This window comes from Pollutimonas subterranea (assembly GCF_002849655.1).
In the GTDB taxonomy this organism is placed as follows: Bacteria; Pseudomonadota; Gammaproteobacteria; order Burkholderiales; family Burkholderiaceae_B; genus Pollutimonas; species Pollutimonas subterranea.
The window spans coordinates 212,403-223,157 of sequence record NZ_PDNW01000005.1 but is presented as its reverse complement, the minus strand read 5'-3'; the positions used below and the strand labels follow the sequence as shown (position 1 = coordinate 223,157).

Below are 10,755 nucleotides of genomic sequence, written 5' to 3'. Positions count from 1 at the left end.
ACAATGGATGCAACACTACATACTATGGACGGCCACAAGCGACCTTACGCGGGCTACCAGGCCAGCAATTTCCTGTGGGATGTGTCGGATGACGGCAAGGTGGCCACCATTACCCTCAATCGACCCGAACGCAAGAATCCGTTGACATTCGATTCGTACGCGGAATTGCGCGACTTGTTTCGAGGGCTGGTATACGCCAGCGACATCAAGTGTGTCGTTGTAGTGGGCGCGGGCGCCAACTTCTGCTCGGGTGGCGACGTGCATGAAATTATCGGGCCGCTGACCCGCATGTCCATGCCGGAACTTCTCGACTTCACGCGGATGACGGGGGACCTGGTCAAGGCGATGCGCGCTTGCCCCCAGCCAGTGGTAGCGGCCGTCGATGGAATTTGCGCGGGGGCCGGTGCCATGATTGCCCTTGCATCCGATATGCGTATCGGTACGCCCCAGGCCCGCACCGCCTTCCTGTTTACCCGGGTGGGGCTGGCGGGGGCCGACATGGGTGCATGCACCCTGTTGCCACGCATGATCGGGCAAGGCAGGGCATCGGAGTTGCTGTACACCGGGCGCGCCATGACCGCTGACGAGGGGCTGGCCTGGGGCTTTTTCAATAGCTTGCAGCCGTCGGCCTCGGTGCTGGGCGCGGCACAGGAATTGGCGCGGCAACTGGCCGATGGACCTTCTTTTGCGCACAGTATGACCAAGAAGCTGCTGCACCAGGAATGGAATATGGGCGTGGACGAAGCCATTGAAGCGGAAGCCCAGGCGCAGGCGATCTGTATGCAGACCAAGGATTTCCGACGCGCGTACGACGCCTTCGTGGCCAAGCAGAAGCCCGTTTTTGAAGGCGACTAAGAATGGAAAAATCGGCCCATATCGACACGTTTGCGCGCGACCACCTGCCGCCCCTGGAGCAGTGGCCCGAATTGCTGTTGGACGACAACCCAGATCTTGTCTATCCCTCGCGTTTGAACTGCGCGGTTGCCCTGGTCGATGAACGTGTCCGGCAAGGCCTGGGCGAGCGTATAGCGCTGCGCTGGCGTGACGCGTCGGGCAAGCAAACCATGAGCTATCGCGCATTGATGCAATTGGTCAATCGGATTGCGCACGTCCTGGTGCAGGACATGCAGTTGCAGCCCGGCAACCGGGTGCTGTTGCGCGGACCCAATAATGTAATGATGGCCGCATCATGGCTTGCGGCTGTCAAGGCGGGCCTGGTGACTGTACCCACCATGCCGTTGCTGAGAGCGTTCGAACTCCGGCAAATCATTGACAAGGCACAGATACAAGCGGTTCTGTGCGATAAACGGCTTTCGGCGGAGATCGAGTACTGCCTTGATCCGGACCACGCCAGCTTTTGTCCGCAGCTGACGCATGTACGTTATTTTCATGACGACGGCCTCGACAGCCTGGACCAACTGGCGGCGGCCAAGCCTGATGAGTTCCAGGCGTGCGAGACCGCCATTGACGATGTGTGCCTCATTGCATTCACCAGCGGCACCACAGGAAAGCCCAAGGGTTGCATGCACTTTCATCGTGACGTGCTGGCCATGTGCGACACCTTTTCCCGCCATACTCTGCGCATGAACGCGGATGACATCGTTTGCGGCACGCCGCCGCTGGCGTTCACGTTCGGGCTGGGTGGCCTGTTGTGCTTCCCGCTAAGGGTGGGGGCGTCTACGGTTTTGGTCGAAAAGCTATCGCCCGACGAGTTGCTGGCCACCATCCAGGACTTCGGCGCCACCATGAGCTTCACCGCGCCGACCTTCTATCGCCAAATGTCCGCCCTGGTCGACAAGTACGATCTTTCTTCGCTGAAGAATTCAGTGTCGGCCGGCGAGGCCTTGCCCGATGCAACACGGCAGCTGTGGAAGAAGGCGACCGGCATCGAAATGATAGACGGCATAGGCGGCACGGAAATGATACATGTCTACGTATCGAGTGCCGGAAGCGACGTGCGCCGTGGTGCGATCGGCAAAGTCGTGCCGGGCTACGTGGCGCAGGTTGTCGACGAGCATTTCCAGCCGGTCGAACCGGGCGTAGTGGGCAGGCTGGCCGTGAAGGGCCCAACCGGATGCCGTTATCTTGACGATGAGCGCCAGCTTGTGTTCGTGCAACAGGGCTGGAACTTGCCCGGCGACACCTTTGCGATGGACGAGGATGGTTATCTGTATTACCAGGCGCGCAACGACGACATGATCGTTTCGGCCGGCTACAACATCGCCGGACCGGAAGTCGAGGGAGCCCTGTTGCTCCACGACGCCGTGGCCGAATGCGGTGTGGTCGGCCAGCCCGACCCCGAGCGCGGCAGTATCGTGAAGGCGTTCGTGGTGCTCAAGCCCGGGTTGCAGGAAGGTCCGGCCCTGGTCAAAGCGTTGCAGGACCATGTCAAGGCCGTTGTCGCACCCTATAAGTATCCGCGCGCCATCGAGTTTGTCGACAGCCTGCCTCGTACCGAAACGGGAAAGCTGCAGCGCTTCGTCCTGCGTCAGAAAACCATTAAAGAAAGGAAAACTCAATGATCACCTTGCAACCGCCAACGTGGCTGGAGCCGCGCGGCTATGCGAACGGCATCATGGCTGAAATGGGTGTAGGCAGCCGCCTGATCTTCGTCGGAGGGCAGATCGGCTGGAATGGACAGCAGGAATTTGAAACCGATGATTTTGCGGAGCAAGTGGGCCAGGCGCTGAAGAATATCGTGGCCATACTCCAGGAAGCTGGGGCGGGCCCCGAGCACATCACGCGCATGACCTGGTATGTGTGCGACAAACAGGAATACACGGCCGCGCTGCGTGATGTCGGCCGCCATTATCGCGAGATTATCGGACGCCACTTTCCGGCCATGACGGCGGTGGAAGTGGCCGACCTGGTCGAGGATCGCGCACGGGTGGAGATCGAAGTGACGGCTGTGGTCCCGGCCGCAGCGCCATAGCCAAGTCTGGCAGCACGGAGATGTCCGCGCTGCCAGACGGCATGTTTATAGCTTGGTGAACACTTCTTCGGCGATATCCAGGGTTTGCTGGATCACGTCATCGTCATGAGCCGATGAAATGAAACCTGCCTCGTAGGCTGACGGCGCAAAGTACACGCCCTTGATCAACATGGCGTGGAAGAACTTTTTGAAAAGCTCAACGTCGCAGGTGGACACTTCGTCGAAAGTGGTCGGAACGGCGTCGCGGAAGTAAAGGCCGAACATGCCGCCGACGTAGTCCGTGCACATCGTGATGCCGGCGGCCTTGGCGCGTTCGGCCAGGCCGTTCGCGAGCTTTCCGGATTGCGTCTCGAGGCGCTCGTAGAATCCCGGTTCGGCCAATAGCTTCAGTGTGACCAGTCCTGCGGCAACAGCGACCGGATTACCCGACAGCGTGCCCGCCTGGTACACGTTGCCGATGGGTGCGATGTGCTCCATGATGTCGGCACGGCCGCCAAAGGCGCCGACCGGCATGCCGCCGCCGATGACCTTGGCCAGTGTGGTGATGTCGGGCGTGACGCCCGTCAAACCTTGTACGCCTTGCGGTCCGGCACGGAAGCCCGTCATTACCTCGTCGAAAATAAGCAGTGCGCCGTACTGCGTGCACAGTGATCGCAAGCCTTCCAGGAATCCCGGTACCGGCTTGATGAGATTCATGTTGCCGGCGATCGGCTCGACGATGATGCAGGCAATTTCAGATCCGTATTCCTGGAATGCGGCTTCAACGGCTTGCAGTTTGTTGTAGTCGAGCACCAGGGTGTGCTTGATGAATTCGGGCGGCACGCCTGCAGAGGTCGGGTTGCCGAACGTCAACATGCCGGAGCCGGCCTTTACCAGCAGGCTGTCGGCGTGGCCGTGATAACAGCCTTCGAATTTAATGATCTTGGAGCGTCCGGTTACCCCTCGGGCCAATCGGATGGCCGACATGGTGGCTTCGGTGCCGGAGCTGACCAGCCTGACTTTCTCGATGGAAGGCAGGCGCGCAGCGATAGCCTCGGCAATCTCGATCTCGGCTTCGGTGGGTGCGCCAAAGGACAGTCCATTGACCGCGGCTTCCTGCACGGCCCGGATGACCTCGGGGTGCGCATGGCCGAGGATGGCAGGCCCCCAGGAACCAACGTAATCGATATAGCGAGTGTCTTCAGCGTCCCACATATAAGGGCCTTGGGCGCGCGTGATGAACCGCGGCGATCCGCCGACCGAGCGAAATGCTCTTACGGGGGAATTTACGCCACCAGGAATGGTTCGACAGGCGCGTTCAAATAGTTCTGTATTGCGAGACATGGTGTTAAGACTCAAAGCGGGAAAGATAAAGGAAGTTCAGGCATAGCATAACAGGGGTAAAACAGTGGCTTTACGCGAAAAGTGCCGAGCATCGGGCTGCGGTGTCACGAATATCGGCGCTTTCGAACAGGCCGCTGATCACGGCAATGCTGTCGGCACCGGCGTCGACGACTTCGCGGGCGTTATCGGCAGTGATGCCCCCGATGGCGACCACCGCGACACGCGGCTCCGTCTGGCTGCTTTCCACGATTGTCCGGGCTTGCCTGATATCGTCGAGCGTGGCGCGCACGGCATCCGGCTTGACACTGGACGCGAACATGGCTCCGAAGGCAACATAATCCACATCGGCCTTGATCGCCTCGATCGCCAGCGTGGGCTGGTTATAGCAGGAACAGCCTATGATTTTGCCGGGACCCAGGGCCAGACGGGCCTGGGCAACGCTGCCGTCTTCACGGCCGAGATGAACGCCATCAGCGTCGATCAGCGACGCTAGGCGCCAGTCATCGTTCACAATGAACAGCAGGCCCTCTTTTTGGCAATGTTCCGCCACCCGCCGCGCCTGCGCCAGGCCCGCATCGGGGTCGATTGTCTTGCGGCGCCACTGCAACGCTACCATTCCGCCATGGGCGGCGGCGCTGATGGCATCCAGCAACTTGTCGGTGTCGTCCCATTCGGGCGTGACACCATATAGTCCTTTGGGAAAACGTAGCAATGCGTTCATGGTGTGGATCGGTTGATAAGGCGATGGCCCATGCCCGGCTGGAAAGAACGGGACACGAGGGAGGCCGGCAGCGACAGGGCGGTATCGACGGCTTTTTGAACATCGAGGCCGCGCGCCAGTTGCGCCGTAATGGCACAGGCCAACGGGCCGTCGGCGTCATTCAGCCGCGTCGGGGGTGCCTGCCACGGCCAGTTGAAGGTTTGCTTGTCCTGGCCTTGCAACAGATAGCTGCCTTGGCCGGGACGCAAAGGAGCACCGCTGGTCAATACCCACTTGGCACCGAACTGCAGTAGCGCCTCGACCGGCGTGTCGGCATCAGTGCCCATAAGGGCTCCGTGGGACTGCCAGCGCGCCAGTAGATTATGGTCGACAACGACAATGTCGGTTTGTGGCAACAACAGCTCGAAAAGTGCAAGCTGTACATCCTCGGCGTCAAAATCGGTGATCAGCGTTTCGTCGGGAAAGGAGGTGAGATGCAGAACCAGCGGTACATGGGAATAATCTGCCGCTATTTGAGCAAGCGCGCTTACTGATTCCGTTGTATAAAGTGACCCGACCTTGATGGCATTGACCGTCATGTCCTCGAGCAGGCAGCGAGCCTGGTCGTCTATCAGCTCCGCCGCCACTGGCTGGATGTCTTCGGTGCTGGCGGTATCCTGTACAAGCAGGGCCGTCAGTGTACTAAGTGCATGGCAGCCCAGGGCCGCACAGGTAACCGCGTCGGCGGGCAGGCTACTCGAGCCGCTGGGGTCGAAAGGACCGAAAATAAGCACTAACGGTGGGATTGATGCTTGCACAGCGTTGATATTCACAAGTTTCCTGCAACAGCTTGGGAAATATGCCCAGCGTTGCTATTGGGTTTAGTAACATTAACCCCATTCTAATAGAAGCATCCCGACTCCGCGGGTTTGGGATGAAATTTACAGCGAGTAATAAAAATGCGTACATGGATGTGTTTAATTTGCGGTTGGATCTATGATGAGGAAGCGGGCCTTCCCGAAGAAGGAATCGCACCGGGTACTCTTTGGGAAGACGTCCCTCCGAACTGGGTCTGCCCGGAATGCGGCGCTCGCAAGGAAGATTTTGAACTGATTGAGGTCTGATACGGTCAAGATCAATATAGGGTTTGAACTTTGACGCAGGAGGGCGAGTCATGGTTTCCACAGTCAATCGGCCGGAGGCCGAGTCAAGCGCCGACTTGTCCCAGCAACTCTTGGTGGCGATGCCCGGCAAGGTGGCAGGCAATCTGTCCAATACCGTCATCTATGTTTGCGAACACACTGAACATGGCGCGTTGGGGCTGGTCATCAATCGGCCGACCGATCTCACGCTGGGCGATTTGCTCAAGCGCATCGAGCTCGATCTCGCCCTCGAAATAGGGCCCGTGGTCGATGCGCCGGTGTTTTTCGGCGGCCCTGTGCAGACCGACAGGGGCTTTGTACTGCACGCGCCGGCCGGTGGCTATAGCTCCAGCATTCAATTGGGCGATGTGGCCCTCACCACCTCGCGCGACATCTTGCAGGACGTCGCCAATGGGCGTGGACCTGCCATGCTGCTGGTCACGCTGGGCTACGCGGGATGGGGAGCGGGGCAGCTGGAAAGCGAAATGTCGCAGAACGCATGGCTTAACGTGGCGGCCAATACCGACATCCTGTTCAATACTCCCGCAGAAGGCCGTTATGGCGCCGCCTTGGCACAGTTGGGTATCGATCCGCTCATGCTGGCGGGCGATGCGGGCCATGCCTGAAGAAACATTGCTGGCTTTCGACTACGGGACGAAAAAAATCGGCGTTGCCATCGGCAACACATTGACGCGCCAGGCGCGTCCGCTGGAGATTCTCTGGTCGGTGACGCGCGAGCAACGATTCTCGGCGATCGCGCAATTGCTGCAAACATGGCAGCCTGACAGGGTAGTGGTCGGCTTGCCTCTTGCCCTGAATGGCGAAGCGCAATACGCCACCCTGCGGTGCCGACGCTTCGCTAACCAGCTGCACGGTCGCTTTGGGGTGGTAGTGGAGCTCGTTGACGAGCGAGGCTCCAGTGTGGAAGCTCAAGAACTGCTGGGTACGAATGCCCCTGACGATGCCGTTGCCGCCGCAGTAATTCTGCAACGCTATCTTGATGCATTGACGCCGCCAAACTAATCGGCAGAGAGACTCCAAAGAGAATGATTTGACCGTCTTGTTATTTGTGCCGCGAGCGGTGTTCCTTATCATCTGGCTGTTGCTGGGGCTGATGCTGGTTTCGCTTTTTTTTCCTTATTGCGGCCTGGCGGCGCGATCGGCGATCACGGTTCGATGGTCACGTATCTTGTTGTTTTTTTGCGGCGTCCGGGTCAAGGTATCTGGAAAACCCATATCCCGGGGACCTGCACTGTGGGTGGTCAATCACGTCTCGTGGCTCGACATTTTTATCATCGATAGCGTTCGATCCGTTTCCTTCATCGCCAAGAGCGAGATAAGGCATTGGCCTGTCATTGGCTGGCTGGTGGCCGGTTCCGGCACGGTATTCATCGAGCGGGGCCATCGCCATGCCGTGCGCGCAGTAGGCCAGCAGATGAAAACCCGTTTCGAGCGCGGAGAAATAGTCGGCCTGTTTCCCGAGGGTACGACATCCCCGGGTTGCGACGTAGCGCCTTTTCATTCCAGCCTGTTTGACCCGGCGATACGCGTCAACGTGGATATCCAGCCGCTCGCCTTGCGGTTTTTTCACCGTGGCCGGCGCAGCGACTATGTGGCCTTCGTCGGCGAGCAGACCTTGCTCCAGAATATGTGGCGTTTGCTTGGCACGACCGGGGTATCGGTAGAACTTGAATTTCTCGACGTGATGAGCAGCGATTACTGTGCACAGCATGGCCGAGCCAAGGTCGCGGCGCATGCTCACCACGTGGTCCGGCAGGCTATCGTGCGGCGCTAGTGCTGAACGGCTTGGCGTTGCGCCCGGTTCCTAATGGTCTTTCGGCTCTTGGTACTGATCGCAGGGGATTTGCACGATTTTGTGGTCCTGCAGCCGCATGGCAGTCAGTTGTCGGCCCCAGACGCAGCCCGAATCCAGGCAAATGACATCCGGCCGCAGCATCAAGCCCAAGGTCGACCAGTGCCCAAAGACGATGGTGTCCTGCGTAGCGGCCCGCTTCGGCACATCGAACCACGGCATCAGCTGGCCATTGTTGATGGGAGCTCCCTTGAAGGTGAACTCCATGTGGCCATTCTTGTCGCACATGCGCATGCGCGTCATGGCGTTGATGATGACGCGAAGGCGTTTGCTGCCGCGGAAATTGTCATTCCACTGCGTAGGTTCGTTGCCGTACATCTTGGCCAGCCTAGCCTTCCAGTCCGGTCCGCGCAAGGCCTGTTCCACTTCCCCGGCCAGTTCAAGGGTTTTTTCGGTGGTCCACTTGGGCAGCACGCCGGCGTGGACCAGCAAGTGCCTCTGCTCATAGTGGGCAAGCGGGCAATGCCTTAGCCAGTCGATCATCTCTTGTGCGTCAGGCGCGCCCAGGATGTCGTCGATGGTGTCGGATTTGCCAGGCTTGCGCACGCCTGCGGCGACGGCCAACACGTGAAGATCGTGATTGCCGAGTACGGAAACCGCACGGTCTCCCAAAGCCATGACCGTCTTCAGCGTGGCCAGGGAGTTGGGACCCCGATTGACCAGGTCGCCGGCGAACCAGAATCTTGCGTTCGGGTCCGCGCGAATGTCCGGATGACTCAGCAGTTCACGCAAGGGCTGGTAGCAGCCTTGCAGGTCGCCGATCATCCAGATGCTGGGCTCGGGAGGGGTCATGGCGGGGACTGTCATGCGGGAGACTTGCTCCATGGCCAGCGGGTCTGGTTGAAACGGCGTACATTGTGCTGGTTTTCCATCAGGATAAGAGCGCCCAGCGCCAGGCCGAGCGCGCCAATGTTCGGAACCAGGGCGGTAACCCACGGCGCCCATTTACTCAGCATGCCGACATTGAGCGCCAACTGGTTCAACATGAAGAAGCCGACCCCAAGCAGGATTCCGATGAAAACCTTGCTGCCGACACCACCCCGACGGGTTTGCATGAAGCCTATTGGCGCGGCGATGGTAATCATTACCAGCAGCGTGAACGGATAGGCTACTTTGCGCCACAGGGCGACTACTTGGCGTTCTGTCTGCAGCCGGTTGTTTTCCAGGTAGTCGATGTAATCCAGCAAATCGAAAATGGACATGCGTTCAGGGGTCAGGATGCGTGCAATGAGCCGTTCGGGGGTGAGCGTGGTTTGTAGGACACGGCTGTCCAGTGCCTGTAGCTGGGTCAATGGCGCATCCGGTTTCGTGGCGTCGGCCAAGGCCGATACTGAGCTGGCGTCGATCCGGGTCTGGGCGATTTCGCGCAGTTCCAGTGTGCCGGCCACGAAGCGGCCTTCCTTTGCCTTGGAAAAAGCGGCCAGGGTCTGTCCCTTGTCGAATTCATACAGGGTGACGTCGCTGACATCGCCATTGGCTTTCAGTTGTGCAATGTTGATGATGCGGGTGCCGCCATCGGCATCGGATTCCTTGAACCAATAGCCGCTGTTCAGTTGACCACCGCCGGATCTGCCCAGCAGGGTAAGACTGGCCTCGCTGGATTTTATTTCAGCTGCGGGCGTGATCACTTCAGAGAGCAGGAATGCGCCCAGGACCAGGGGTATGGTGACCACCCACAGCATGGTCAGCAACTTCATGCCGCTGACGCCGGAGACGCGCAGGATGACGAGTTCGTTGCGTTGCGCCAGGCCGGCGAGCGCCAGGATGGCGCCTATCAGCAAGCCAATGGGAAGCAGATCGTACAAGCGGGTCGGCAACGCCAGGGCCTGCATGTAGAACAGGTTCAGCAAGGTAAATTTGCTGCCCACATTGTCCAGCTCTTCGATCAGTGCGAAAAAAGTGAATAGCCCGATCAGCGCCATCAGGACCACGGCGCTGGAGCGGTAGATTTCGCTGGCTAGATAACGGCGGGCGGTGCGCATGCGATTGCTTGATACCTGAAACGAATGTGTAGGGTCGAAGGCACAAGCTTAACATTTGCGGGTACCGGCCGGACCGCTGATCAGGGAATGGCTACCAGCCGCATGCGTTTCTGTATGGTTCGCGTGCGAGACATCAAGTACGAGGTCTTGCGATGGCTTTCATAATAGACGGGGTTGGGCAGCATGGCGGCAAGTTGCGCAGCCTGGTACTGGCTCAGCCGTGCCGCGCTGACACCGTAGTAATGCCGCGCGGCGGCTTCGGCGCCAAACACATTGCCGCCCCATTGCGCCACATTCAGGTATAGCTCGAGTATGCGCTGCTTGCTCATGACGAACTCGATCATGTAGGCAAGTATCAGTTCCTGCCCCTTGCGCCAATAGCTGCGCGATCTCGATAAAAACAGGTTCTTGGCCAGCTGTTGGGTAATCGTCGATCCACCGCGCATTTTGCTCTTGCCTTTTTCAGCTTGCTTCTTGTTGTATTCCCATGCCTTGCGGATTGCCTCCCATTCAACGCCTTCATGGTCGGTGAATTTCGAGTCCTCGGAGGCCACTACAGCGCGCTTGAGAGACTTGTTGATCCCATCGTAGGGCGTCCATTGATATTTGAGCTCGGCCTCGGGCTTGGAGAGACGCAGTTCGGCCAGTGTGGCGTCCATGAAGGCACTGCTGCCGGGATTGCGCACACTTAGCCAAAGGACCATGATGAAAAGTCCAAACAGATAAAGCAATAGCGCGGCAAATGCGGCCAGCAGTGCAACGCCCAGGACCTTTGTCTTGTTTAGTTTGCGGGCAGCCATGGG

Annotated in this window: 13 protein-coding genes; 7 read left to right on the top strand and 6 right to left on the bottom strand. The window is 59.1% G+C overall.

The window, feature by feature from the left end; genetic code table 11:
* The first annotated feature begins 3 nt into the window (after positions 1–3).
* Genes CR159_RS08320 through CR159_RS08310 form a run of 3 tightly spaced genes read left to right on the top strand, consistent with a single transcriptional unit; the run spans position 4 to position 2,932 of the window.
* Positions 4–855: an enoyl-CoA hydratase family protein gene (locus CR159_RS08320; protein WP_102073540.1), complete on the top strand. Its 852-nt coding sequence runs from the start codon at positions 4–6 to the stop codon at positions 853–855.
* A 2-nt stretch (positions 856–857) separates the two neighbouring features.
* A complete protein-coding gene (locus CR159_RS08315) occupies positions 858–2,522 on the top strand; it encodes an AMP-binding protein (RefSeq protein ID WP_102073539.1) in 1,665 nt (554 codons plus the stop codon).
* Entirely contained in the window at positions 2,519–2,932 is a 414-nt protein-coding gene (locus tag CR159_RS08310) for a RidA family protein (RefSeq protein WP_102073538.1), read from the top strand. Before CR159_RS08315 ends, CR159_RS08310 begins: the two co-directional genes overlap by 4 nt.
* Before the next feature lie 45 nt (positions 2,933–2,977).
* Here CR159_RS08310 and hemL read toward each other — a convergent pair whose 3' ends face one another.
* The 3 genes from hemL to thiD all read right to left on the bottom strand — a co-directional run bounded on the left by hemL (position 2,978) and on the right by thiD (position 5,788).
* Complete coding sequence (gene hemL / locus CR159_RS08305; RefSeq protein WP_102073537.1) at positions 2,978–4,255, bottom strand: glutamate-1-semialdehyde 2,1-aminomutase; 1,278 nt, start codon at positions 4,253–4,255, stop codon at positions 2,978–2,980.
* A 70-nt stretch (positions 4,256–4,325) separates the two neighbouring features.
* Positions 4,326–4,976, bottom strand: a complete 651-nt coding sequence (gene thiE, locus CR159_RS08300; protein ID WP_102073536.1) for a thiamine phosphate synthase — start codon at positions 4,974–4,976, stop codon at positions 4,326–4,328.
* Positions 4,973–5,788 (bottom strand): bifunctional hydroxymethylpyrimidine kinase/phosphomethylpyrimidine kinase, encoded by an 816-nt coding sequence (gene thiD, locus CR159_RS08295; RefSeq protein WP_233208224.1) that lies wholly within the window; start codon positions 5,786–5,788, stop codon positions 4,973–4,975. The genes thiE and thiD overlap by 4 nt, the downstream gene beginning before the upstream one ends.
* 126 nt (positions 5,789–5,914) lie before the next feature.
* Between thiD and CR159_RS08290 the strand changes: the two genes are divergently transcribed.
* From CR159_RS08290 to CR159_RS08275, 4 genes are read left to right on the top strand one after another with little or no spacing between them, the layout of a single operon-like run.
* On the top strand, positions 5,915–6,079 hold the full coding sequence (locus tag CR159_RS08290) for a rubredoxin (RefSeq protein WP_073102607.1): 165 nt from the start codon (positions 5,915–5,917) through the stop codon (positions 6,077–6,079).
* Positions 6,080–6,129: 50 nt separating this feature from the next.
* Complete coding sequence (locus CR159_RS08285; RefSeq protein ID WP_102073535.1) at positions 6,130–6,723, top strand: YqgE/AlgH family protein; 594 nt, start codon at positions 6,130–6,132, stop codon at positions 6,721–6,723.
* Positions 6,716–7,120 carry a Holliday junction resolvase RuvX gene (gene ruvX, locus CR159_RS08280; protein WP_102073534.1) on the top strand — a complete coding sequence of 135 codons (405 nt, stop codon included), beginning with the start codon at positions 6,716–6,718 and terminating at the stop codon, positions 7,118–7,120. The genes CR159_RS08285 and ruvX overlap by 8 nt, the downstream gene beginning before the upstream one ends.
* 28 nt (positions 7,121–7,148) lie before the next feature.
* Entirely contained in the window at positions 7,149–7,892 is a 744-nt protein-coding gene (locus tag CR159_RS08275; RefSeq protein ID WP_233208223.1) for a lysophospholipid acyltransferase family protein, read from the top strand.
* 30 nt (positions 7,893–7,922) lie between these two features.
* Here the strand turns inward: CR159_RS08275 and CR159_RS08270 are convergent, their stop codons facing one another.
* The 3 genes from CR159_RS08270 to mtgA form a co-directional block, all read right to left on the bottom strand.
* Entirely contained in the window at positions 7,923–8,777 is an 855-nt protein-coding gene (locus CR159_RS08270) for a symmetrical bis(5'-nucleosyl)-tetraphosphatase (RefSeq protein WP_233208222.1), read from the bottom strand.
* Entirely contained in the window at positions 8,774–9,952 is a 1,179-nt protein-coding gene (gene lptG / locus CR159_RS08265) for an LPS export ABC transporter permease LptG (protein WP_102073533.1), read from the bottom strand. Before lptG ends, CR159_RS08270 begins: the two co-directional genes overlap by 4 nt.
* Positions 9,953–10,032: 80 nt before the next feature.
* Positions 10,033–10,752: a monofunctional biosynthetic peptidoglycan transglycosylase gene (gene mtgA / locus CR159_RS08260; protein WP_102073532.1), complete on the bottom strand. Its 720-nt coding sequence runs from the start codon at positions 10,750–10,752 to the stop codon at positions 10,033–10,035.
* Positions 10,753–10,755: the final 3 nt, after the last annotated feature.

Excerpts from the sequence above, each read along its gene's own strand:
- thiE (WP_102073536.1), bottom strand. The coding sequence starts at position 4,976 with ATGAACGCATTGCTACGTTTTCCCAAAGGACTATATGGTGTCACGCCC.
- CR159_RS08290 (WP_073102607.1), top strand. The coding sequence starts at position 5,915 with ATGCGTACATGGATGTGTTTAATTTGCGGTTGGATCTATGATGAGGAA.
- CR159_RS08315 (WP_102073539.1), top strand. The coding sequence starts at position 858 with ATGGAAAAATCGGCCCATATCGACACGTTTGCGCGCGACCACCTGCCG.
- CR159_RS08270 (WP_233208222.1), bottom strand. The coding sequence starts at position 8,777 with ATGACAGTCCCCGCCATGACCCCTCCCGAGCCCAGCATCTGGATGATC.
- lptG (WP_102073533.1), bottom strand. The coding sequence starts at position 9,952 with ATGCGCACCGCCCGCCGTTATCTAGCCAGCGAAATCTACCGCTCCAGC.
- ruvX (WP_102073534.1), top strand. The coding sequence starts at position 6,716 with ATGCCTGAAGAAACATTGCTGGCTTTCGACTACGGGACGAAAAAAATC.
- CR159_RS08310 (WP_102073538.1), top strand. The coding sequence starts at position 2,519 with ATGATCACCTTGCAACCGCCAACGTGGCTGGAGCCGCGCGGCTATGCG.
- hemL (WP_102073537.1), bottom strand. The coding sequence starts at position 4,255 with ATGTCTCGCAATACAGAACTATTTGAACGCGCCTGTCGAACCATTCCT.
- mtgA (WP_102073532.1), bottom strand. The coding sequence starts at position 10,752 with ATGGCTGCCCGCAAACTAAACAAGACAAAGGTCCTGGGCGTTGCACTG.
- CR159_RS08285 (WP_102073535.1), top strand. The coding sequence starts at position 6,130 with ATGGTTTCCACAGTCAATCGGCCGGAGGCCGAGTCAAGCGCCGACTTG.
- CR159_RS08320 (WP_102073540.1), top strand. The coding sequence starts at position 4 with ATGGATGCAACACTACATACTATGGACGGCCACAAGCGACCTTACGCG.